General features: G+C 38.0%; 22 protein-coding genes. 11 read left to right on the top strand and 11 right to left on the bottom strand.

The features are described from left to right. Positions 1 to 609 precede the first annotated feature (609 nt). The 4 genes from ssb (at position 610) to Q0794_RS12745 (ending at position 4,319) form a co-directional block, all read left to right on the top strand. Positions 610 to 1,275: a single-stranded DNA-binding protein gene (gene ssb, locus Q0794_RS12760; RefSeq protein ID WP_298942464.1), complete on the top strand. Its 666-nt coding sequence runs from the start codon at positions 610 to 612 to the stop codon at positions 1,273 to 1,275. A 400-nt stretch (positions 1,276 to 1,675) separates the two neighbouring features. Further along, positions 1,676 to 2,482, top strand: a complete 807-nt coding sequence (locus tag Q0794_RS12755; RefSeq protein ID WP_298942462.1) for a hypothetical protein — start codon at positions 1,676 to 1,678, stop codon at positions 2,480 to 2,482. A 251-nt stretch (positions 2,483 to 2,733) separates the two neighbouring features. Next, on the top strand, positions 2,734 to 3,123 hold the full coding sequence (locus Q0794_RS12750; protein ID WP_298942460.1) for a hypothetical protein: 390 nt from the start codon (positions 2,734 to 2,736) through the stop codon (positions 3,121 to 3,123). Between the two features lie 311 nt (positions 3,124 to 3,434). Next, the gene (locus tag Q0794_RS12745) at positions 3,435 to 4,319 is read left to right on the top strand and encodes a bacteriophage abortive infection AbiH family protein (RefSeq protein ID WP_298942458.1); all 885 of its coding nucleotides are present in this window, start codon (positions 3,435 to 3,437) and stop codon (positions 4,317 to 4,319) included. A 603-nt stretch (positions 4,320 to 4,922) separates the two neighbouring features. On the opposite strand, the gene Q0794_RS12740 is transcribed toward Q0794_RS12745, so the two are convergent. Continuing rightward, on the bottom strand, positions 4,923 to 6,074 hold the full coding sequence (locus Q0794_RS12740; RefSeq protein ID WP_298942456.1) for an iron-containing alcohol dehydrogenase: 1,152 nt from the start codon (positions 6,072 to 6,074) through the stop codon (positions 4,923 to 4,925). Between the two features lie 293 nt (positions 6,075 to 6,367). On the opposite strand from Q0794_RS12740, the gene Q0794_RS12735 reads away from it, so the two are divergent. After that, on the top strand, positions 6,368 to 6,913 hold the full coding sequence (locus tag Q0794_RS12735) for a MarR family transcriptional regulator (RefSeq protein WP_298942454.1): 546 nt from the start codon (positions 6,368 to 6,370) through the stop codon (positions 6,911 to 6,913). A 229-nt stretch (positions 6,914 to 7,142) separates the two neighbouring features. Next, positions 7,143 to 8,909 (top strand): alkaline phosphatase D family protein, encoded by a 1,767-nt coding sequence (locus Q0794_RS12730; protein WP_298942452.1) that lies wholly within the window; start codon positions 7,143 to 7,145, stop codon positions 8,907 to 8,909. 222 nt (positions 8,910 to 9,131) lie between these two features. Here Q0794_RS12730 and tdh read toward each other — a convergent pair whose 3' ends face one another. Both tdh and Q0794_RS12720 read right to left on the bottom strand, forming a co-directional pair. After that, on the bottom strand, positions 9,132 to 10,166 hold the full coding sequence (gene tdh, locus Q0794_RS12725; protein WP_298942450.1) for an L-threonine 3-dehydrogenase: 1,035 nt from the start codon (positions 10,164 to 10,166) through the stop codon (positions 9,132 to 9,134). Beyond that, positions 10,156 to 11,361 carry a glycine C-acetyltransferase gene (locus Q0794_RS12720; protein WP_298942448.1) on the bottom strand — a complete coding sequence of 402 codons (1,206 nt, stop codon included), beginning with the start codon at positions 11,359 to 11,361 and terminating at the stop codon, positions 10,156 to 10,158. The genes tdh and Q0794_RS12720 overlap by 11 nt, the downstream gene beginning before the upstream one ends. A 276-nt stretch (positions 11,362 to 11,637) precedes the next feature. On the opposite strand from Q0794_RS12720, the gene Q0794_RS12715 reads away from it, so the two are divergent. Continuing rightward, positions 11,638 to 12,582 (top strand): LysR family transcriptional regulator, encoded by a 945-nt coding sequence (locus tag Q0794_RS12715; protein WP_298942447.1) that lies wholly within the window; start codon positions 11,638 to 11,640, stop codon positions 12,580 to 12,582. Positions 12,583 to 12,814: 232 nt separating this feature from the next. On the opposite strand, the gene Q0794_RS12710 is transcribed toward Q0794_RS12715, so the two are convergent. The 4 genes from Q0794_RS12710 to Q0794_RS12695 all read right to left on the bottom strand — a co-directional run bounded on the left by Q0794_RS12710 (position 12,815) and on the right by Q0794_RS12695 (position 17,349). Next, a complete protein-coding gene (locus Q0794_RS12710) occupies positions 12,815 to 14,272 on the bottom strand; it encodes a short-chain fatty acid transporter (protein WP_298942444.1) in 1,458 nt (485 codons plus the stop codon). 374 nt (positions 14,273 to 14,646) lie between these two features. Further along, complete coding sequence (locus Q0794_RS12705) at positions 14,647 to 15,822, bottom strand: acetyl-CoA C-acetyltransferase (protein ID WP_298942443.1); 1,176 nt, start codon at positions 15,820 to 15,822, stop codon at positions 14,647 to 14,649. A gap of 86 nt (positions 15,823 to 15,908) precedes the next feature. Beyond that, positions 15,909 to 16,565, bottom strand: coding sequence for a 3-oxoacid CoA-transferase subunit B (locus Q0794_RS12700; RefSeq protein ID WP_298942441.1), 657 nt, complete (start codon positions 16,563 to 16,565; stop codon positions 15,909 to 15,911). Between the two features lie 85 nt (positions 16,566 to 16,650). Further along, positions 16,651 to 17,349, bottom strand: a complete 699-nt coding sequence (locus tag Q0794_RS12695; protein WP_298942439.1) for a CoA transferase subunit A — start codon at positions 17,347 to 17,349, stop codon at positions 16,651 to 16,653. A gap of 102 nt (positions 17,350 to 17,451) precedes the next feature. Here Q0794_RS12695 and Q0794_RS12690 point away from each other — a divergent pair, with 102 nt between their 5' ends. After that, positions 17,452 to 18,336, top strand: coding sequence for a LysR family transcriptional regulator (locus Q0794_RS12690; protein WP_298942437.1), 885 nt, complete (start codon positions 17,452 to 17,454; stop codon positions 18,334 to 18,336). Between the two features lie 216 nt (positions 18,337 to 18,552). On the opposite strand, the gene ansA is transcribed toward Q0794_RS12690, so the two are convergent. Both ansA and Q0794_RS12680 read right to left on the bottom strand, forming a co-directional pair. Beyond that, on the bottom strand, positions 18,553 to 19,572 hold the full coding sequence (ansA, locus tag Q0794_RS12685; protein ID WP_298942435.1) for an asparaginase: 1,020 nt from the start codon (positions 19,570 to 19,572) through the stop codon (positions 18,553 to 18,555). A gap of 24 nt (positions 19,573 to 19,596) precedes the next feature. Then, a complete protein-coding gene (locus Q0794_RS12680) occupies positions 19,597 to 19,953 on the bottom strand; it encodes a DUF1971 domain-containing protein (RefSeq protein WP_298942471.1) in 357 nt (118 codons plus the stop codon). A gap of 491 nt (positions 19,954 to 20,444) precedes the next feature. Between Q0794_RS12680 and Q0794_RS12675 the strand changes: the two genes are divergently transcribed. Both Q0794_RS12675 and Q0794_RS12670 read left to right on the top strand, forming a co-directional pair. Beyond that, the gene (locus Q0794_RS12675) at positions 20,445 to 21,080 is read left to right on the top strand and encodes an alternative oxidase (RefSeq protein ID WP_298942434.1); all 636 of its coding nucleotides are present in this window, start codon (positions 20,445 to 20,447) and stop codon (positions 21,078 to 21,080) included. A 171-nt stretch (positions 21,081 to 21,251) separates the two neighbouring features. Next, positions 21,252 to 21,983 carry a tRNA-uridine aminocarboxypropyltransferase gene (locus tag Q0794_RS12670; protein WP_298942432.1) on the top strand — a complete coding sequence of 244 codons (732 nt, stop codon included), beginning with the start codon at positions 21,252 to 21,254 and terminating at the stop codon, positions 21,981 to 21,983. A 264-nt stretch (positions 21,984 to 22,247) separates the two neighbouring features. Here Q0794_RS12670 and mobB read toward each other — a convergent pair whose 3' ends face one another. Beyond that, positions 22,248 to 22,793: a molybdopterin-guanine dinucleotide biosynthesis protein B gene (gene mobB, locus Q0794_RS12665; RefSeq protein ID WP_298942430.1), complete on the bottom strand. Its 546-nt coding sequence runs from the start codon at positions 22,791 to 22,793 to the stop codon at positions 22,248 to 22,250. An 83-nt stretch (positions 22,794 to 22,876) separates the two neighbouring features. On the opposite strand from mobB, the gene Q0794_RS12660 reads away from it, so the two are divergent. After that, a complete protein-coding gene (locus Q0794_RS12660; protein ID WP_298942428.1) occupies positions 22,877 to 23,506 on the top strand; it encodes a LysE family transporter in 630 nt (209 codons plus the stop codon). A gap of 271 nt (positions 23,507 to 23,777) precedes the next feature. Here Q0794_RS12660 and Q0794_RS12655 read toward each other — a convergent pair whose 3' ends face one another. Beyond that, entirely contained in the window at positions 23,778 to 24,686 is a 909-nt protein-coding gene (locus Q0794_RS12655) for an aldo/keto reductase (RefSeq protein ID WP_298942426.1), read from the bottom strand. Positions 24,687 to 24,865 lie beyond the last annotated feature (179 nt).

The following is a 24,865-nucleotide window of genomic DNA, read 5'->3' as shown; positions in this document are numbered from 1 at the left end:
GATCTTGTTGAGCGCTTATTTTTGTCCACACTTTTACCGTCATAATCTTCAGAAAACTATTTTAAAAACTAATTTAACGCGCTCACTTGTTGCTGTGTGGGGCACCGTCACCAAGTTATACGCCACATATCAATTTTTAAGATATTTATGGGTGGTATTGTAGGGGCAAGATCCTATAAACTAGGCAATAATATTTGCTTATTTTTATGCTTAATAAAGTTAGTGATCATGTGTATTTTGTTAATCATTAATAGACATAACTTAACTAATAACCGTATTTGCACGTTTATTAACAAGATAAAAGTAAGCAGCAGTTAATTGATTAACTAATTGCATTAGAAATGCGCATTAAATGTAATTATGGCGACTAGCAAAAATACTGTTTATAGCAAAACTAATACTCAATTTTTAAGTCATAGTCTCATTCACAACTTAAATCCTTCTTTTAATTGATGAGTTAATTGATTAGTTAAGTGATTAGCTAAGTCATTCGTTAAGTAACGATTTAACTAACAGTTAAGTAAGAAAAAGCGCAATAAATTTTAAGTGGTAGTTAACTAACTAGCACTAACAAATACTTTAAATAAGTCGAAATAGCGGAGCAAGAATATGTTTAACCGTAGTGTAAACAAAGTAGTCCTAGTAGGTAACCTAGGCAAAGATCCTGAAATGCGTTATACCCAAAACGGTGGCGCTGTTGCGAACTTCTCTATCGCAACCACTGAAAGCTGGAAAAACAAGCAAACAGGCGAATACGAAAACAAATCTGAATGGCACAACATTGTTGTATTCGGTAAGTTTGGCGAAATGGTTGGGCAGTACCTTAAAAAGGGTGCAAAAGTTTACGTTGAAGGTAAATTGCAAACCAACAAATGGCAAGGTCAGGACGGTCAAGATCGTTACAAAACTGAAATCATTGCTAACGACATTCAAATGCTAGATGCGCGTACTCAAAATGCAGGCCAAGGTCAACCTTACCAAGGTGGACAACAAGCAGGCGGTTATCAGGGCGCACCACAACAAGCTGCTGCACCAGCACAGTCTTGGGGTAATGCTCCGCAACAGCCACCGGCACATCAAGCGGCTCCTCAAATGGCACCAGCTTATCAGCCACAACAAGCGCCACAGCCAACACCTGCACAGCAACGACCTGCGCCAGCACCTGCTGCACCGCAACGTCCGGCTCCTGCTCCAGCACCACAGGCAAAACCGCAACAAGCGCCAGCATCATTTAATGAGCCATCAATGGATTTTGATGATGATATTCCGTTCTAGGATTGAGCTATCTTTTAAGATAATTTTTTAAATTGTAGAATAGTAAAAACCTAGCACTGCTAGGTTTTTTTATGTCTGTAATTTGAAGTATTAAATTCACCTGACTTTAATTGAGTTGATACTTTCAAATAATCAATAAGTCCATATCTCTCTTACCTGCAGTATTTCCACCACAAATATTGCAACGCCCTACGCTTTTAGATGATTAAAACTTCACAAGTGAGCTATATCTCTTTGTTTTATCGACAAACCAACGTAAGGTAATAATAATATTTTAATCATTAACTCTGTCGTATTTCCACCGTTAAAATGACATTTTGTGAGTTAATAAAGCTTTATGCGTAATAACTAAATTAATAGCAGTGTCGGAGTATAATATGTTCAAGGAGAGTGGGCTTTAATGAGATATATTGTTGATTCAAATTTTTTACAATCAGAAGAGTTGGTAAAGATCTTATTAAATCCTGTCAATGAAGTTTTACTTTGCGATCAAGTTTCTTTAGAAGCTTTACGTAGCGATATGGTTAAGTCTTTTGAAGCAATCTCTCGCTTTCCTAATCAAGTACATGTTTTAAAACGAAGCCAAAAGATCATGAGACAATCACTTAAATCAAAAGGGTTACAAAAACGATTGATTGACGAAAATGATACAAAAAGGTTTAGAAAGCGTTGCAAGCAAATCCACAATTTACATCGACGAGATGACTATTTTCATAATCAAAATAAGCTAATGAAACAAGATTCTATAAATGAATTAGCTCAAATACAACAAGCTATCGAACAAATGAATGAGTATATTATAAATTACTTTTCAGAATTAACGAAAGAGCAACGAAAATTACTAAGGAAAGATCCGCCATTCGAGCCTGAGGCGTTGAAATTAATAATGGATCGGCTGTTAGATATGACGTGGTATTTGTTTTCAAATGTTGTTGACTTCAAAAAGCGTAATAATCACGAAATCTTTTACAACTCATACCTATTTAGGGTTGGCGTGTGCCAGTACTTTTTAATTCAAGATTTGTTTTTATCTGGAGGGTTAGAGAATATGAAGCCCAAAAAATTACTTAATGATATTCTTGATATGCAAATTGCAGGTTATGCGACTTACTTTGATGGTTTCTTAACAAATGATAGAAAAGCACAAAGAATCTATAAAACTTCAAAGTATTTTATCGATGGTGTGATCAGTGCGAAACACGCATAACAAGGCATTTAAACTAAATAAAAACAGTGGGTTACGTTCCGCCTCTCTCCACATTACAACCTACAACTTTGTCCGCTCAACGTGGCGTTATGTTTTTTTGGGGAGTGTAAATTTTGTACGAGTGGTTGTTAGATGCATTTAGTACCCCTACTGGGAAATCACAGTTCATTTCAATACTTGTATCTACATGTGTTGCCATATCTGTTCTGTTGTTAAATCAAAAATTAACGAATACCAGAGAACGGAAAAAGGTGTATGTAGAAAAAATAGAAGAGCTCTACTTAGCGGTTGTAGAATATTTAGAGACTTGTGATGCTCTCATTACTGATATTCAAAAAAGTACATATAGAGAGCATGAAACTGGTTATCATAGATACAATGAGGCCACTTACTATAAAAGGGAAGCTTCAATATCTAAAATCGAAATGTTATGTGGCTTATATTTTCCGGAAGTTGAATTCGAGCCTAAAGAATATTGTATATCAAAGATGCCTGCATTTTGGGCCGCCACAAGTGGACAATTTGCTAGGAAAGAGGTCAGTGGTGAAGAAGTAGTTAAAAAGTCTAGAGATCATATCGATAAAGCATCTTTAAAACTTAAAGCTATTTGTCGCGACCTAATGAACTCAAATATGTTGTAGAAAAACATAACAAGGAAATTAAACGCAACTAAAACAGCGGGTTACGTTTATCTTCGTTATACGTTTAACCCACCATTTTAGTCCGCTTATTGTGGCGTTGAGGCTGTAGAATAACTCGACTTTTACAATTCAGAGCAAAAATTAACTTTATAACATGTTGTTTTAATTGGTTATTAAATTTTAAAAATAGCTGTTTTTTTCCTGAAATAGAGAAATTCTACAGCCTCGTTAGAGGGGGCTACATATTTATGCGACTCTCCAAATATCCATATTTTGTTATTTACATATTTTTAATATAGAGAGAGCTTAGATTGGCAACTTTAGTTATCGTCGGCAATGGATTTGATATACAAAATGGCCTACATACAAGTTATTGGTATTTTCATAAGCAATATAATGATCAACTCGATGAATACTTTATGCATTTTCCTGAATTTTTTGATGATCAAGAATGGTCAAATTTCGAAGAAAACTTAGGACTCTTTGACGAGGATAATTTCAGAGAGAATTCTGTATTTGAACCCAGTATGGATGACATGATCGAGTCATCGAAATACGTGAACGGCTATAATGACGAAATATTCCAAAAAACTGATGAATTAGTAGATGATATACAAATTGCATTTACAACTTGGATTAGAGCAATAGATGTAAAGAAAGCCAATAAGTTTATGGAGTTTCCGAGGGGGTTTAAATTTATAAATTTTAATTATACATCTACCCTTCAAGATGTGTATTCAGTACCAGATGGAGATGTATTACATATTCATGGAAAAGCTAGATGGAATGTGATCTTTGGACACGGAAAAGGAAATGGTAATCAATCTCAGTCTATGGGATCAAATTATGATGAACCTTGGTTTGAAGAGTCATATCAAACAATTGCATCTGTAACCGATAAATTTCATAAGCCAGTCAATGAAATACTTGAAAATAATAGAGAACAGCTAGAGAAATATGGTGATGTAACAAAAATAATTGTGCTTGGTCACTCTATTAATAATATCGACATTCCATATTTTAAGTGCATTTTAAATGCTTATCCAGATGCAGTGTGGAGGAATTGGAATCATAAAGGTGAAGAGAATGATGGAGTATCAGATACACATGATAAGTTAATGAATCTTGGAGTACCTAGTGAAAAATTATTCTCTCTTTCATCTAAAAAACTAGGGAAGGCATATCCAATTAGTTGAGATTTGGTACCAGCCCTCTAATCGGGTAGCCAGAGGTATCTACCCTCCAGCCCCACACCACCCTGCATGCGGCTTCACACAGGGCGGTTCATCTTATGATGAATAGTCGATGTTTACCCACAAGTCCTTTAATGAGATGAAACCTTGTCTGGTTAAAAACGCATTGCGATCGCTATATTGATCCCTTTGGTTTTCGAACTACGACAAGGTCCTTTACTGGTACTTTTTATAAATCCCCTGGCACAAGAAATAGCCAAACATTCACTGACGACAAGTAACCACGAAGCCGCTACGCTGCACGAAGGACACGAAGAAAACCCACAATATTCATTAATAATACTGTTTTTGACCTAACCTTCTTCACCCTTCGTGCCTTCGTGGTTAATCGGCTTTTGATTTTAAAGGCGAGAAAATAAAAATAGAAATAGATTAAGAGTAAACTTAGTCAGACACAGGGGATAACCTAAAAACAAAAAAACGCATGTCTAATTGCTTAGACATGCGTTTATATCATCTAACATATCGTTAGATAAGTTTGTTCTGCTTACAAATTAATTACATCAAGCCATTACTAACTTATTACTGGCTTTGATATCAAAAAACTTAAAGTGCTGTTTCTAAAATTTGACGAGAACGTGCTAAATCAATCGAACCGTTTTCACCAAGTTTAGTCATACCGTGCGCTTCTAAACTTACCATTGCAGTATCAATATCTGTTTGTGTTAAGTCGATTTCGCTTAATGATACAGGTGTTTTCATTGCAGAGAAAAAGGCTTTTGTTTTCTCGATGGCTGCGTCGATACGTGCATCATCAGAACCTTCTGTGATATTCCAAATACGCTCAGCGTACTGTAATAATTTTGCTTTTTTCTCTTCACGACATACTTGCATAATCGCAGGTAGTACGATGGTTAAACTACGGCCGTGGTCTACGCCAAAGTTACCTGTTAGTTCGTGACCAATCATGTGTGTTGCCCAGTCTTGAGGAACACCGACACCAATTAAACCGCTTAATGCTTGAGTCGCCGCCCACATTACGTTGGTACGCGCTTCCATATCTTGTAAATCAACAATCAGTTTTGGACCTTCTTCAACCAATGTTAATAAGATACCTTCTGCAAAACGATCTTGGATTTTTGCGTTAACTGGATAGGTTAGGTATTGCTCCATTACGTGAACAAAGGCATCAACCACACCATTAGATGTTTGGCGTTCAGACAAGCTTAATGTTGTTTGAGGGTCCAGCACTGCAAATTGAGGACGTACAAGCGGATTACCAAATGCTAATTTTTCTTTACCACGCGTAACAACCGCGCCTGAGTTTGTTTCTGACCCCGTCGCAGGTAATGTCAAAATACAACCTAATGGCAATGCTGTTTCAATTTTGCCTTGTTTAGCAAGAATATCCCACGCTTCGGCACCTTCAAAGTTCACTGCGGCTGCAATGAATTTAGTACCATCAACAACAGAACCACCGCCTACTGCTAATAAGTAATCAAAACCTTCTGCACGAATGCGTTCAACCGCTTTCATTAATGTATCGTATTGTGGGTTTGGCTCAATACCTGAAAACTCATCCCAGTTATGGTCACTAAGTGCCGCGACTACTTGGTCATAAACGCCGTTACCCTTGATAGAACCGCCACCATAAGTGACTAATATTTTTTTGTCTTTTGGAATACTGTCAGTGATCGCTGTAATTTGACCTTGACCAAAATGGATTGCGGTCGTGTTGTGGTAACTAAAATTATTCATTTATGACTCCTGTAAAACGATTTATTCTATTCATCGTTTATTAAAAATTTTGTATTACTGAAACTGATTTACTTGAATACATTGAATCGGCTTTGTTTATACGACATAGGCTCTATACGCTTCAGTTTTACGCTACGATCAATATGGATCTAACATGACCCCATATATGGCACATCGAAATAATTATCATTCTAATTAAGTTGTGCACAATTTAATTGTGTAGCAAGTATATCTCGCATTGAAACCATAATGCAAGTATATTGTGCACAATGTAATTATTTAACGGATTGAATATGAGTAACGATAAGGTGGTTTTGACAGTGAGTAAAAATGAAGAAGTGGGTGATAATTTAGTTGGTAATAGTTCAACTAATGATTGCTCAGCTAATAACTGTTCAATAGTAGAACCTGGTTCTAACTTAGCCATTGAAAAGCAACTTTGTTTCTCTTTATACAGCACAGCTAATGCTATTGTTCGCGCGTATCGCCCGATGTTAAAAGCGCTTGACTTAACTTATCCTCAGTACCTAGTGATGATTGTGCTTTGGAGCAATAACGGTATTAATGTAAAAGATCTTGGGCAGATATTACATTTAGACTCTGGCACGTTAACGCCTTTATTAAAGCGTCTTGAAAGTAAGCAAGTATTAACACGACAACGTGGTGAAGATGATGAGCGCGTGCGTGAGATCTTTTTAACAGCACAAGGTATTAGTTTGAAAAAACAAGCTGAATCAGTGCCTGAGCAAATGTTATGCAAAGCTAAATTACCTTTGGAAGAATTACTCGAGCTAAAAAAAGGCTGCGATAGATTATTTGAAAACTTAACTGACGAATGATTTATACAAAAAATAATCACCATCACAACCATCAACAGTAGATTTATTTTCTAGCATTGGAAAAGAATTTTTTAGGATAATTCACTTGAGCTAACCACTTATAAAAATTTTACTCTTATATAAAACAATAACTAATTGATCAATTAACTAACTATTTTATCATCTAGTTGTCACAACTTCACTCTAGACTATTTTAATGCAAATTTTTTAACGCAGAAGGATAAAGTGAATGAAAGGTTTTATTTCTCGTCGTGATTTCTTAATATTAACCGCGAAAGGTGCAGGTGCAGCGGTTGTTTCATACGGTTTAATGGGCTGTGCGAGTGATGACGACGATACTCAAACAAACAATGATATTGGCTTCAATCATGGTATTGCCAGTGGCGATCCTTTAACGGATGCCATTATTTTATGGACTCGTGTTACACCCAGTAGTGATGGCGAGGTAACCGTATCTTGGGAAATAGCAACAGACGAAGCATTTACTCAATTAGTAAATACAGGCAATACCACCACCAGCTCAGAAAGAGATTATACCGTTAAAGTAGATGCTATCGGTCTTTCTGCCGGCACAACTTATTATTATCGTTTCATCAGTAATGGTGTAACGTCTTCAATTGGTACCACTAAAACCTTACCAGATGGTTCACCTGACTCCGTGAAGTTAGCCGTATTATCTTGTGCAAACTATCCAGCTGGCTTTTTTAACGTGTATAACTTAGCCGCACAGCAAGATGATTTAGATGCCATTTTACATATTGGTGATTATATTTATGAGTACGGTCGAGGCGAGTACGGCAGTGATAATGCAGAGGAAATAGATCGTCAAGTATTACCCGAAACTGAGATCTTTAGTTTAAGCGATTATCGCACTCGCTATGCTCAATACCATACCGATCCTGATTTACAACTATTACACAGTAAAGTGCCTTTTATCACCGTTTGGGATGACCATGAAGTCGCTGATGATACTTGGAGTGATGGTGCTGCCAATCATAATGAAGGTGAAGGTAGTTTTGAAGATCGCAAACTCGCTGCGTTACAAGCTTACTTTGAATGGTTACCTATCCGCCCTTGGAATGAAGGCAACTATGCAGAAATTTATCGTCAGTTTTCATTTGGTGATCTTGTTGATTTATACATGCTAGATACGCGTGTTTTAGCCCGTGAAAAACAGCTCGACTACGCTGATTATTTCGATGGTAGTGTTTTATTTGATGAAGAAACATTTAACCAAGATCTTTATGAAACTGAAAGAACCATGCTCGGCGCAGAGCAATTACAATGGCTTAAAGATAGTGTGAGCGTCAATAGTGGTCGCTGGCAATTATTAGGTCAACAAGTGCTAATGGGTGAAATGAAATTACCTGGTGCCGTTGCATTAAATGCGATGAGTACAACTGATTATGCTGAATTAGGCCCATTAGCGTTACTCGCTGTGCGCATCGAAGCTGAAGACTCGACTATAACTGCCGATGAACAAGCCTATTATGACGCCAATGCAGACAAACTCACTGCGGATTCACTTAGTTTATTATCTTTTCCTGAACTGCCATATAACTTAGATGCATGGGATGGATATGCGACAGAGCGAGATAAAGTCTTAGCTATTTTTAATGACGCATCAAAAAACTTAGTTGTTGTAGCCGGTGATACCCATAATGCATGGGCAAATGAGTTATCTAATAGCGATGATAAAATTGTCGGCGTTGAGTTTGCTACGGCTTCAATCTCTTCACCTGGACTTGAGTATTATTTAAATATTAGTGATGATGCAATCGAAAGCACAGAGGATGGTTTTGTGTCTTTGATTGATGGGCTTAAATATTCTAATGCTAAAGATAGAGGTTTTTTAACCCTCACCTTCACGCAAGAGAAAGTGGAAAGCCAATGGCATTATGTCGATACCATTCTGAGTTCAGAGTACACAGAGCTAACGGATCGACTTAAAGTCGCGACGAGTAATGTTGATGAACCCGGTTTAATCTTCTCATAAACTTGGGCCTATGCCTGTTACCAATCCAGTTGCTTTATTCAGCAAAGCTTTATTCATTAAGGCTTTATTCGTTAAGTTAGTTGGTAACGTATTTATACCATTTCGATTAGTTTTGAAATGGTATAAATGTTCGTTAGTTTTCGATACGTTAGACTAACAAAAGTCTGTCGGTACTTGTGACTAATATAAAACAGCCGAATCCGCCACCAGCAGTCAAAGCTATTATTTTTCCCAATCTAAAATGACTTTTCCTGACTTGCCAGAACGCATCATATCGAAGCCTTTTTGGAAATCATCAACACTAAAGTGATGTGTAATAATAGGTGTTAAATCTAAACCCGATTGAATAAGGCTGGCCATTTTATACCACGTTTCAAACATCTCTCGACCGTAGATACCTTTAATCACTAAACCTTTAAATATAACCTGATTCCAATCCACTGCCATCTCTGCAGGTGGAATACCTAATAGAGCGACTTTACCGCCATGGTTCATATTTTTTAACATGCTATTAAACGCAGTTGGGTTGCCTGACATTTCCAAACCAACATCAAAACCTTCTGACATACCCAGTTCAGTTATCACCTCTTCTAGTTTTTCATTGTTGATATTAACGGCACGCGTAACACCCACTTTTTTAGCGAGATCTAGCCGGTATTCATTAACATCAGTGATCACCACATGACGTGCCCCAACATGTTTTGCAACCGCCGCGGCCATTATACCAATCGGCCCTGCACCTGTGATCAGAACATCTTCTCCCACCAAATCAAAAGATAACGCGGTATGAACGGCATTACCGAAAGGGTCAAAAATAGCCGCAAGATCATCGGATATTTGATCTGGGATCTTAAACGCATTAAATGCAGGTAATACTAAAAATTCAGAGAATGCACCTGTCCTGTTAACCCCAACGCCACTTGTATTACGACAGAGGTGCGTGCGACCACAACGACAGTTACGGCAATGCCCACAAGTAATGTGCCCTTCACCAGAAACACGGTCGCCAAGTTTAAAACCGCGAACCTCTTGCCCCATGCCAACCACTTCACCAACGTATTCGTGACCAACCACTAAAGGCACGGGAATAGTCTGCTGTGCCCATTCATCCCAGTTATAAATATGAATGTCTGTGCCACAAATCGCTGTTTTTTTAATGCGGATAAGCAAGTCATTATGCCCCACTTCAGGCTTTTCAACTTGGGTCATCCACAGCCCTTGTTCGGACTTTAATTTAGCTAGCGCTTTAATTTTCATGATCAATTAACTCCATCTCTTGCCCAACTTTAATGAAGGCGTCAATGGCCGTATCAAGTTGTTCACGCGAATGCGCCGCAGACATTTGTGTGCGAATACGTGCTTTTCCTTTAGGTACTACAGGGAAAGAGAATGCGACTACGTAAATACCCAATGTTAATGCGCGTTCAGCAAACTCGGCAGCGACTTTTGCATCGCCTAACATAATAGGAATAATCGCATGATCTGCGCCTCCCATTGTAAAGCCTGCTGCTTCCATACGCGTACGAAAGTGCGTTGAGTTTTCCCATAATTGTGCGCGTAAATGTCCAGATTCAGCGAGTAAATCCAACACTCGAATAGACGCTGAAACAATGGCAGGTGCTACCGAGTTAGAAAACAGGTACGGGCGAGAGCGTTGACGTAACCAATCAATAACTTCTTTTTTACCAGAAGTATAACCGCCAGAAGCGCCGCCCATTGCTTTACCTAAGGTGCCAGTAATAATATCAATGCGATCAATCACATCATGGTATTCATGTGTGCCTGCGCCATTTTCGCCCATGAAGCCAACGGCATGAGAATCATCAACCATCACTAGTGCGTCATATTGTTCAGCTAAATCACAAATGGCAGGTAAGTTAGCCACCACGCCATCCATTGAGAACACTCCATCGGTGACAATAAGGGTATGACGAGCACCGGCTTCTTTCGCTGCAATCAATTGTTGTTCAAGTTCTGTCATGTCATTGTTGGCATAACGAAAACGCATGGCTTTACACAAACGAACACCGTCAATAATCGATGCATGGTTTAATGCATCTGAAATAATCGCGTCTTCTTTATCTAAAATAGTTTCAAATAAACCGGTATTAGCATCAAAGCACGAGGTATAAAGAATGGTGTCTTCTTTACCTAAAAAAGTAGATAGCTTTTGCTCTAATATTTTATGTGAATCTTGTGTACCACAAATGAAGCGGACTGATGCCATCCCAAAACCATGTTGATCCATGCCATCTTTTGCTGCTTGAATCAGCGTTTCGTGATTGGCTAAACCTAAGTAGTTATTGGCACAAAAGTTTAATACTTCTTGCCCTGTCGAGATTGAAACAGCGGCTTTTTGCGCAGAAGTAATAATACGTTCTGATTTATATAATCCTTCGCTCTTTACTGTTTCTATTTGTGTTTTGATTTGTGCATAAAATGTAGAAGACATCGTATTTCCTTCTTTAAGTGGTTTTGTTTAGCTGTCGATGTTTAAATCGTCACTGCTTTGCTAGTCATTTTTATTGTGGTGGCTTTATTTTTACTTTTATAATGAAGCTTTTTATAATGAAGCCTTTTATGAGAAATCCTTTTATAACGAACATCGTTATAAACAATGCGACATATTAATGTTGTTGATAAAAAGTATAATAAAACCCAATAAATTGATTCTAATTGAAACCGATTACTACTATTAGCCCCTAAAATGGAAAACCATTGGTGAATCATGGTCACAAATAAACTGATTACTTTATTACCCGATTTAGCCACTTTTATTGTTGTGGTGAATGAAGGAAGCTTTACAACGGCAGCTAAAAAGTTAGGGGTCACCCCTTCAGCTTTAAGTAAATTGATCACGCGATTAGAAAGTGCATTATCTGTAAAGTTGTTTGAACGAACCACTCGTCGTTTATTGATCACTGATGCGGGTAAAAAAATATATCAGCAATCAACCATCATTGTTGAAGCTGCCCAGCAGGCAATCGATATTTCCAGTTTAGAACATACCGTGCCTTCTGGAACGTTAACGGTTGCTGCACCAAAAGCTTTTTTAACCATTGTATTGCAGCCACTGGTCACGCCTTTTTTGACCAAATACCCGAAAATTCAATTAAAACTAAGGGCTTCAGACGGTGATATCGATATGATAGCGCAAGGCATTGATGTGGTATTTCGCTTAACCGATAAACCCTCTGAAGGCTTGATAATGAAAGAGATTGGCAAAGTCCATTTGAAACTTTGTGCAAGCCCTGAATATATCAAAAATAGAGGTTGCCCAACTCATCCACAACAGCTATCAGCGCATGATTGTTTATATTTAGGTGAAACGGCGATCGACCATATTTGGGAGTTCATGAAAAAAGAGGAAAGACATGTAATCGCAGTGTCTGGACGCTATGCAGTCAATCATTCTCAAATGCGTTTAAACGGTGTTAAAGATGGTTTTGGGATTGGTATCTTCCCTGACTTTGTGATTAAAAATGCGTTACAAAATAATGAAGTGGTTGAAGTACTTTCAGATTGGGACATTAAAGGAAACTACGCGGGTGTAATAGCAATGCAATATGCCCAAAATAAATATATGCCCTCTCGCTTAAAAGTATTCACTGAGTTTGTAACCGCACACTTAATGCAAGGGACATTCAATGAAGATGTCGTTAATACCGAATAATAAAATACGGAATAACAGAACAATAAAAACAGATCTTAGCTTTTTTAATGCTTAACTTTTATGATTGATTATTGGTAACAGTTTATTGGTGATTGGCTATACCTACGACGTTAAAAATAAAGCTAATTTAACGTCGTAGACATAGGCTGCATATTATATATAAGTTAATGATTTAATGGTTTAATGGTTTAATGGTTTAATGGTTTAATGGTTTAATGAACAAATGACTTAATTAAAACACCAACAAGCCAAGTGAAATAATCACGCCCGAACCGAATAACGCCATAATACAATATCCCATGACATCTTTAGCGCCTAATCCTGCAATTGCTAACGCAGGTAATGCCCAAAAAGGTTGAATCATATTCGTCCATGCATCTCCCCATGCAATTGCCATCGCCGTTTTCGCCGCATCAACACCTAATGCAGCCCCTGCAGGCATCATAATAGGTGCTTGAACGGCCCACTGACCACCACCTGATGGTACGAAAAAGTTGACAATACCAGCACTTAAAAAGGTAAACACTGGAAATGTTGTTTCATTTGATATTGAAACAAAACCCGCTGAAATAATACCTGCTAACGAATTACCTGAATCGCCCACTGCCGTCATCATCCCCATGATACCTGCGTAAAATGGGAACTGTAATAATATACCTGAACAGTTTTTAGCGCCTTGTGAAACGGAACTTAATAAACTCTTTGGCGTTCCGTGTAGCAAGATTGCAGAGAATAAGAAAGTGAAGTTAACGATATTAAGATTAAGTGCAAAACCATTATTAATAAAATAATAGATAATGTAAGTGAAGCCCATCCCCCCTAATAACAGCGACAAAATACGACTGTTTTCAAGACGCTCAGCAGGTGTCATTTTTTCCTGATAGTCTGTTTCTTGATCATCTAATGCGTCAGCCTGTAACTCTTTACCTTGAAAGTTTTTGCCTTTTGATTGTTTACCTTGAGCAGTCCCCTGCAGGGCAGATTGCTCTTTTAATAATTGTGCATCAATAGTGATAATATCTTTGCCAACGGGATGCATTAAACGATTCAAAATTGGAATCGCAATTAACATCACGGCAAGAATCGTCAAATTCATGGTTGAAAAAATCGTTTCAGAAGTTGGGATTGGAGACGTTACTGCACCATTAGTCACAGCACTCAAGTTAGTACCACTGGCTAAAGCTAATGGGATCGAACCAGATAAACCCGCATGCCAAAATAAAAAGCCACTGTACGCAGAGGCGATTAATAAGCGGTAATCAACGCCCCTTACGCGTGACGCAATTTCACGAGCAAAGATAGCACCAACTACCAAACCAAATCCCCAGTTGATCCAACAGGCGATAGCACTGATAAAAGTCACTAATAAGATCGCTTGATTTGGTGTTTTAGCAATACTGGCTAATACCGCGAGTTTACTTTTAAACGCGGGTGCGCTGGCCATGGCATGCCCGGTCACCACCACCATTGCCATTTGCATTGAGAAGGTCAATAATTTCCAAAACCCACCAGCCCACGCATCAACAACTTGTATTGGACTTTGCCCTGTACTCGGCATCACCAACACAAAAACCGCTAGGGTTAATACAATCGCAAAAATAAAGGGATCAGGAAGATAACGCTGAAGTAGCGTCACAAAAAATTTACTGAGTCTTTGTAATACACTGAGTTGTGCTACGTTAGTATTCATAACAATTTCCTTATTATATCGCTGTTAGCTTATTGACGATTGATAAACGAGGATCGCGAATCGAACGTCATTATTTTCGTTTATAAAATGTGAAATTTTTACTTGTATTGCTGTTTGTACTTACTTAACTGTTGAAAACTAGATAAGTCGTGGCAGCTCAAATAACGACCGACAATTGAATTAAAAACTGATCTTGAACTAAGAGTGTTATTGCTTATTTAGTGCTTTAATACTTTTACTGCTTTTACTGCTTTTACTGCTTTTACTGCTTTTACTGCTTTTACTGCTGAAAGCATCTTTCCGATGGCGCTCTGTAGATTCAACCTATTCGTTTTAAGCCAGACTCATAACACGAATAAGTTGAATCAACGTTTTTAACGGGACAACAACATTGCCACGCCCATTCCTCCACCAACACACAGTGTGGCTAACCCTTTATTCAACTCTCTCCGTTTCATTTCATGTATTAAGGTCACTAGAATTCGGCAACCTGATGCGCCAATGGGATGCCCTAGTGCAATTGCTCCACCATTAACATTCACTTTATTTGTATCGAGATTAAGTTCTTTATTAACTGCCATCGCTTGTACTGCAAAAGCTTCATTCGCTTCGACAACATCTAAATCATCGATTGTCCACGTCGCTTTAAGCAGTGCTTTTTTAGTCGCTTCAATTGGACCAATCCCCATCACTTCCGGATCGACACCTGCACTTGCAGAAGCAGTAATCGTCGCTAATATTGGCAACCCTAATGCCTGTGCTTTGTGCTTAGAAGTAACGACCACCATTGCGGCACCATCATTAAGGGTCGATGCATTACCAGCCGTCACTGAGCCATCTTTTGCAAAAGCAGGACGTAACCTCGCTAAGCCCTCTACACTACTGTTAGGGCGAATTTGTTCATCTTGATCAACAATAATTGCATCACCTTTACGCTGCGGAATACTGATAGGAACAATCTCTTCAACAAACTGCCCTGCTGCTTGCGCTTTTGCGGCTTTTTGTTGTGAATGTGCTGCAAAGGTATCTTGTTCACTACGTGTAAATTGCCAACGTTTAGCAATATTTTCAGCAGTTTGCCCCATGTGATAATCGTTAAATGCATCCCATAAACCATCACTTACCATGGTATCGACTAACGACCAATTACCCATTTTTTTACCATGTCGGCTTTGTGGTAACACATGTGCAGCTTGGCTCATGCTTTCCTGTCCACCCGCCACCACCATTTCAGCATCACCATTAGCGATCGCTTGTGCGGCGAGTTGCACCGCTTTTAAGCCTGAACCACACACTTTATTAATAGTCATGGCAGAAACTGAATGATCGAGACCGGCATGCACTGCTGTTTGACGAGCAGGATTTTGACCACATCCAGCCGTCAGCACTTGCCCTAAGATAACTTCGTCGATATGTTGTTTTAAAACAGGTTGTTTTAGTAACATTGACGCTAAGACTTGGCGACCTAATTCCACTGCACTTAATGACGATAAACACCCGTTAAAAGCACCAATAGGTGAACGACCTGCAGCAACAATAACAATTTCCATAATGGCCTCTTTATTCAAAATAATTGTTTTACTCGCAATAGCAGCTTCACTAAGAAATAACTGCTTTACTCAACATAACTAATGGCTTAAAACACCATTTCAGGAACATGCTCAGGTACAATTAAACGACCTTGAGTTTTAGCTTTAATTTCTTCTATCGATACACCAGGAGCACGTTCTTTTAATACAAAAGCCCCGTTTTCAATTTCTAACCAAGCTAAATCGGTTAATACTTTTTTTATGCAACCTTTGCCGGTTAAAGGTAATGAACAAACATCTAATAACTTAGAGTCGCCATTTTTAGATGCATGAGTCATGGTCACAATAATGTTGTCTGCCCCCGCCACTAGATCCATTGCACCGCCCATACCTTTTATTAATTTCTTTGGGATCATCCATGAAGCAATATTGCCACTCACATCGACCTCAAAGGCACCTAATACTGTTAAATCAACATGGCCACCACGAATCATCGCAAAGGATTCAGCCGATGAGAAAATTGAGCTACCAGATACTGCGGTAACAGTTTGTTTACCTGCATTGATCATGTCTGCATCAACACTGTCTTCACTTGGGAATGACCCCATCCCCAACAAACCGTTTTCAGATTGCAACATGACTTCCATACCATCTGGTATAAAATTAGCGACTAATGTTGGAATACCGATGCCTAAATTAACGTAGTAACCATCTTGTAGTTCGCGTGCTACGCGAATCGCCATTTGATCTCGAGAAAGTGCCATAAAACCACCTATAAATATGCATTGAACTAAATATGTATTGAACTAGATATGTACTGAGCTAGGTTTATATCTAACTACAAAAGCATTATTCGCTTGTCGTACGGTTCTCAATACGCTTTTCAAATGTACCAACAATCACGCGGTCAACATAAATACCCGGAGTATGAATATGGGCAGGATCGAGCTCGCCCACTTCAACTAATTCCTCCACTTCAACCACGGTTATTTTGCCCGCAGTTGCCGCCATTGGATTAAAGTTCTGCGCGGTATGACGGTAAATAACATTACCGTAGCGGTCTGCTTTCCACCCTTTTACAATTGCAAAATCTCCCGTGATTGCTTCTTCTAACAAATATTCACGCCCGTTAAAGAAGCGAGTATCTTTGCCTTCAGCAACGGGCGTGCCCACACCTGTTGCGGTATAAAATCCGGGAATACCTGCACCGCCTGCACGCATCTTTTCAGCTAAGGTGCCCTGTGGTGTTAGTTCGACATCTAACTCGCCATTTAATACCTGCTTTTCAAATAAGGCATTTTCACCTACATAAGATGACACCATCTTGCTTACTTGTTTGTCTTCCAACAAAATCCCCAAGCCAAAACCATCGACACCACAATTGTTTGATACAACGGTCAGATTTTTTGTTTTAAGACGTTTAATTTCAGCTATTAAATTCTCAGGGATCCCACACAAACCAAAACCACCAGCAATCACCGTCATGCCATCTTGTAAACCACTCATAGCGTCTTCATATGTTGTCACTACTTTGTTGAAACCAGCCATAGATCCCCCTTTAAATACAATGTCGTTTTAATTTTCATCAGTGTGCACCATACTTATTCATTAAATAAATTTATTATATTTATCTATTAATTAGGTTTTGTTATGAATGTAAAACAACTTCGTATATTTTTAGCCGTCGCACAGACTCAAAGTTTTGCCGAAGCAGGCCATCTTGTGCACATGTCGCAACCAGCTGTTAGCTTATCCATTAAGAGCTTGGAAGAGGCGTTAGGTGGGCGCCTATTTACGCGCACCACAAGGAGCACTTTACTGACGGCTGAAGGGCTGCAATTACTGTCAATGGCTAAGACGTTAGTCGCCTCATGGGATGCAGTAGAAAATGAGCTAAAACAGAGATTTACATTAGATAGAGGGAAAATAGCATTGGCTGCAATGCCCTCTTTTGCAGCCTCTTTATTGCCAAAAGTATTGATGAATTATCGACAAAAAAACCCCAATATCAGTATTGAAATTCACGATGTATTAACCGATACCGTAGTTGAAATGGTACGTTCTGGAAACATTGAAATGGGTATCTCTTTTGAGCCAGAAAATACGCAAGATTTAAACTTTCAAGCCTTGTTTAATGATCGCTTTATTGCAGTCACTCATCAGAATTGTTCGCTCAAAAATGAGAAAGAACTCACATGGAAACAGATACTTGAATGTGACTTTATTACCTTACAAAAACCTTCAAGTGTACGTAAGTTGATAGAAATGGCGTTAGCGAAAGAAGGAATGGAATTACATGTTGCTTTTGATGCTCACCAATTAGCAACGGTAGGAAAAATGGTATCTCAAGGGTTAGGAATCGCTGTTGTCCCTGCTTTGTGTGAAGCGCAAATGCGTGAGCAAGGCGCCATTTGTTTACCGATTTCACAGCCAATCATTTCTCGTCATGTGGGCATCATCACAAAAGCTAAAATCCCCCTTTCAATTGCCGCACAGGAAATGATTGATACCTTAATTGATACCTTTAGAAATTGAGACTTTAAAACAAGACAATCCCAATAATAATCAAAAAGTAAGTTAGGGCGATAATGGTGATTACCCTAACTTGTTAAAAGCACTTATTAAAGAAGGTCTATTAAAGAAGTCATAGTTAAGAGGTGATAATTAAGAGGCTTTAGTTAAGAGAGGTAACTAAACTGTAGACCTTCAATAAAAAAGTAATGAGAAAGCTCGTCCAGCTAAATGCAGCGACTAAACAGCAACCGTTAACTCTCCACGTAAATCTGTGGTTAATAACTCTTTTACGACTTTATAGCTTAAGTCTTGGCTAAGGAGATAATGTAACTTAGCGATTACAGCTTCTGTGGTCATATCTAACCCACTGATCACTCCCGCTTCACTTAACGCATGGCCTGTTGCATAACCTTCCATATTAACGCTGCCTTTTAAACACTGGCTACAATTAATAATGAGGATGCCACGGTCACTCGCTTCCTTTAAGGTATTTAATAATTGTGGATCTTGCTGAGCATTACCAACGCCATACGTTAATAAGACTAATGCTTGCAGTGGGCTTTTTAATAAGTTGTCCAACACTTGCCAATCTAACCCTGGAAATAAATGCAAAATGGCAATCGATTGTTTTTCGATTGTGCCAATGGTTAAACGTGTATTCGCTGTTTTTTGTTTTTTACCAGCAACGTTTTTAATCTCTATGCCAGCTTCTAATAACACAGGATAATTAGGAGACACAAAGGCACTAAACCCATCAGCATGTTGCTTAGTGGTTCTGTTACCTCTGAATAGCTGATTATTAAAGAAAATACATACTTCATTAATAGGATGATGAGCAGCAATATACAAAGAGTTTAATAGATTAGCGCGTGCATCTGAACGTAACTGAGAAAGAGGAATTTGTGAACCAGTAATAATCACTGGTTTACTTAAACTTTCAAAAATAAATGACAATGCAGATGCAGTATAAGACATGGTGTCTGTACCATGTAATATGATAAACCCATCAAACTCTTGATATTTCTGTTGAATATCAGTCGCTAACACTTGCCATGCTTGTGGTGAAATATCAGCTGAATCAATTAACGGTTCATATTCATGTATTTCAAATTCAGGCATATCCTGATGATAAAACTCAGGCATATTTTTAATCGTTTCAGACAAATAACCAGCAACAGGAATAAACCCATTTTTAGAGGGTTTCATACCAATAGTGCCACCAGTATAAGCGATATAAATACGTTTTTTCTCAGCCATTACACTCTCGTTTCTATTTTTTCTTTAAGGATAACCATTAAATCGTTCGTTTCTTTCTGATAGGTTTTGCTTAACGGTATCAGAATCTTTATGTGCGTAAAATTCTACTTTAAACTCGGTATCATCAGTTAAAAACGCGACTTTATGCCAATACTCAGGCGGTGAAATAGCATGCTCACCAGCTAAGATAACAATGTCTTGTTCTATCAAGCCGCGTCGCTCACTAAAGCCCGAAAACTGTAAACGCCCGAAGGATACACATATTTTGCCAAACACGCCCGCCTTTGTATTGTGTTCAAATAAGAACAACTTAGGGATATTACTTTTAGTAAATAGAGGTGTGGTTTTATAATGTACAAAATCATCTGGAATATTCGTGATTGAATTCAAGTGTTCACTCCCTTTTTATTAAGAAATAAATTTTATTACCACCTCCACCATGACACGGAATCTAAACCAATACTATTACCCTCATCTTATTTAATCTTATTTCATTTTAGTAAACGTCAATATCTTGTTTTTATTGATCAATAATACTGACTCAAACAAGTTAAATGCCCAATTTAAAAGATAAAAGTCTTTATTTTGATAGTAAATGTGGACATATTAAGTCAAATTTACGTCAATAATTTTTATCTTTGAAAAAAGCAATTTAATTACAAAACACTAACAAATAACTTTTAATAAGGCGTATTTCAATTAGTTAAAATGCAAAACCCTTCACAAATGTTAATAGACTATTTCCAGACTTGTTAATGGTTGTTTACATGACAAAAATCAGCTTTTTTTTCAACCTGAACATACATTGACCAAGATCACATTTAGTATTAATTTATCGGTAGAATTACTTTTAACTTACTGAGAGAGATACTATGTCAAACTTTGAATTGCTGCACCAAAAGCCAAATAAAATGTCTGAGTCTATCGCTTATAAAATTACTCAGATATTGAAATTCACCCTAAACCTTTTTTACGGTACTAAGTACGCTAAACGCGCCGTAATTTTAGAAACCATTGCCGCTGTACCCGGCATGGTAGCTGGCATGTTAAACCATTTAAAAGCCTTACGCCGTATGCGTGATGACGAAGGATGGGTACGAGAGTTATTAGATGAGGCTGAAAATGAACGTATGTATTTAATGATATTTTTAGACATTGCTAAACCGACATGGATTGAACGTACACTCGTATTATTAGGGCAAGGCGCGTTCCTTTTTGTATACACTTTTTTATATATTTTATCGTCTAAAACGGCACACAGAGTCGTGGGTTATTTTGAAGAAGAAGCCTGTAAAAGTTATACCGAGTTTCTAGAAAAAATTGATCAGGGAGTTGTCGACAATGTCGCGGCACCTAAAATTGCTAGAGACTATTATAAGTTGCCACAAGATGCGTTGTTACGTGACGTTGTATTGTGTATTCGTGAAGATGAAGCAAAGCACCGTGACCGTAACCACGAGTTCGCTGATTCATTTGAAAGTAATGACTTACCATCACATCAACAGTAAACAAATAACAAACTAATCGTTAGATGATCAACAAGGGATGATTGATATCATCCCTTTTTATTTATTTCTTACACCACTTCTTTCTCTCATGATGGCCAATAAATACTTTTAATATATTCTTTATAGTCACTTTTTTGCATATAATCCCCTCTCTTAATAATAGAGTTAATTATGCGAATTCATGCCGTTCATACACTATACGACCATCGTTTAAGTCAAAGTACCCGACCTTTTTTAGCCCGTGGCGGTAGTATTCCACGCTGTAAGCATTGCATGTTATTGCCCTACTTATGCATTTGTTCAATCAAGCAAACAGTAGACAGCCAAAGTGCATTTCTCTTATTGATGTATGACGATGAGATCTTAAAGCCAAGTAATACAGGGCGTTTAATTGCGGATCTTATTCCCGATACGCAGGCTTATATTTGGTCTCGTACTGAACCTAATCCCGCTATGTTAGCTTTATTAAACGAGACAACTTGGCAACCTATCGTGGTATTTCCTGATGAGTATGCCACAACAGAAAGAACCTTAATGCCATCACCTATCACTTCTCATTTAAATGAAGGTAAACGTCCTTTGTTTATTTTATTAGATGGGACGTGGGCACAAGCTAAGAAGATGTTCCGTAAAAGTCCATACTTAGATGCATTCCCAGTACTGTCCTTTTCACCAGAAAAGCTATCGCAATACATCATGCGCAAAGCGACTAAAGACAACCAATTAGCGACCGCTGAAGTCGCGAGTTTAGTATTAGACAGCTTAGGTGAAGTCGATAATGCGCATCTATTAACGTTATTATTTTCAACTTTTAAAGAAAACTATCTTATTGGTAAGTCACGTCAGCAATTACCAGAAGATAGCTGCCAACAACGCTTAATATCAGCTTTTGCCCAGCGATAATCTTTTGGGCACCTTATTCTCGAGATAAGCTTCTCAAGACAAGCTTATCAAAACAGCCCTCTTTAGAATGGTTTTTTCCAAATGAGCCACTTAAGAATAAGTGGCTCAACTATATTTATGGCTGCTTTATTTGTATCAGCTTTATTTAACTCAAATTTATTCAGTTAAAATTAACTCGACTCATTTTCTTTAGGGTAGATTCAACCCATCAATGCAACATTCGATGAGGTATATGAAAAAGAGAGAAAGTCCAAATCACTTATTTTAAATCGACTCGCTTTTATGCACAGCGATCACCTCTTGCAAAATAAAGCTCACCATCGATTTTAATTGCGTAAAATCAAATAGTGGCAGATCAGCTACATCAACATACTGGTCACAAACTAAGGCAATAATATCGGGATCGTTTGGATACAGAAATGGCTTGTCTAACACGCTACGATGTAATTCTATTTTAGGGAAAGCTTGATCACGATAACCTTCCACCAGCACTAAATCTAAACAGTCTGTATTTAATAATGCGAGTTGTTCACTTAACTGGCTATCATGTGCTTGTTGATGCTCATGAAAGCAAATCGAACGATGTGTTCCAGCCAAGACAACTTGCGAAGCACCCGCTTTACGCAAGCGGTAACTGTCTTTCCCGGGTTTATCCATTTCAATGTCATGGTGGCTATGTTTCACCAACGCAATACGTAAACCCTGTTCAATTAACAAAGGGATGAGTTGCTCTATAAGCGTTGTTTTACCCGTACCGCTAAAAGCGGCAAAACCCAACAAAGGTACAGGAAATTGTGTTACAGAAGTCATAATTTAACCTTATGAAAATAATTAAAGACACGTTATCATAATTGCCTCAACGTCTCATCATCAACCCGATTCAAGAGTAAAATATGCCTTATTTTCATGAGTTTATTATGTTAACCATCATCCACTTCCTCGCTGTTATGAGCCCAGGACCGGACTTTGCGATTGTGCTTAGACAAAGTATTAGTTTTGGTCGTAAAACAGCAATAATAACCAGTTTAGGAATAGGAGCTGGAATATCGGTACATGTGTTATATACCCTTCTAGGTGTGGGTATTTTGATTTCACAATCAGATTCATTAATGATTGCCGCTAAAATATTAGGCGCAGCTTATATCACTTATTTAGCCTTTAACTTATTACGTAGCAAAGCGAAGCCAGATCAATCGTCATCGATCGCACTTGATAATAACAAAAAGCATCAAAAGAAAGCGTTTATGGTTGGCTTTATGACCAATGTATTAAACCCAAAAGCAACACTGTTTTTCTTAGCTATTTTCACAACGGTCGTCAGTGCCAGCACACCAATTGCTGTACAGTCTCTTTACGGACTATGGATCATCGTGACTACAGCGGCTTGGTTCTGTTTAGTGTCTTTTCTATTTTCACAGCAATCGGTTAGAAAGAAATTCTTAAATCACGGTCACTGGTTTGACCGTGTGATGGGGTTGGTTCTATTGGTATTTGCAGTTAAATTAGTGATTGAACTCATTTAAATTTTTATTAACTCACTAAAAAATCAGCGTCTTTACTTTTGAAGTAGTTGAAGATAAGGCGCGTTTGTATCTATGATCCTATGTTGATAGCCCTAGAATGCTTCCCCTGAGCCAAGTTTATTTAGAGCTAGACTAGCTAATATGACAACATCACTCATTTTGATAAGCCTACAGATCTTTATATCTGCCTAATTCTAATTTAAATTTCACCACCATATAGAATAACCTTTAGATGTACCCAGTGATGACAACGTTCTTCTATAGCATGAACCTACGGAACAGGAGAGCCTTTAGATGCAACCCAAATTCGATACCATTGTTCATTGCTCATCTTCAGTGTTAATGCTGCAACTGCATTATGCACACGTGTAATTTTCCCTGAACCAATCAATGCAACTGGTTTTGATGGGTGTTTAAGTATCCAAGCAAACATAACTTGTGTGATAGCGGTAGCCCCTATTTCCTTAGCAACTTCATTTAAACAACGACATAACCGTGAAATTTGTGGGCTTTGCTCATTAAAAATAGCTCCACCAGCTAAACATGACCATGCCATCGGCCGTACACGATATTCCTGTAATTGGTCTAAGACACCATTTTCAATGTTATGCGTATTAATTTGATTTATTTCAACTTGGTTAGTGATTAGAGGCTTATCTAAACGAGATTGTAAAAGAGAGAATTGAGAAGGTGTAAAATTTGAAACACCAAAATGTTCAACTTTACCAGATTGTTTTAACTCCCAAAAAGCGGCAGCAACTTGGTCTGCATGCATCAAGAAATCTGGCCTATGAACTAATAATGCATCTAGTTTTTCAACCCCTAATCGACGTAAGGAATTCTCTGTAGAAGTAATAATGGCAGATTTACTACTATCATAATGTGAAACATGCTTTTCTCTAGGTGAAGAAGCAATACCGTTAATGCCAAACTTAGAAATAATTTCAATTTTATCGCGCATACTCGGGTCTAACTTTAAGGCTTCACCGAATAACACTTCACTATTGTCATAGATAGCCGCATTATCAATAGTACTTATACCTAGCTCAACATGTTGCTTCAAAAAAGTTAAACGTGCTTGAGGTGACATCCCCCAACTTCCTAGACGCCAATAGCCTTGTATTAATTTAGAAAAAGAAGGCCCTTCAGATGCCATTACCACTTTTTCAACAAAACTCATAAATAATCACCTTAAATAAAAACTAATATCGCAGAGTCATAACAATATCAATTTTATATAATCCTGTAAGTGACTATATGAGTTTCCATAAGAAAAAATACACATAATGAGGTACAGCTAACAATTAAAAAAGTTGAGCAACAGTGCCTTAACAATAAGATGAAATAGTGCCAGGCTAA

Source organism: uncultured Psychromonas sp., from assembly GCF_947489755.1.
Taxonomy (GTDB): Bacteria; Pseudomonadota; Gammaproteobacteria; order Enterobacterales; family Psychromonadaceae; genus Psychromonas.
Note: the sequence above shows the minus strand (reverse complement) of the source record. Positions and strands in the feature narration are given on the sequence as shown.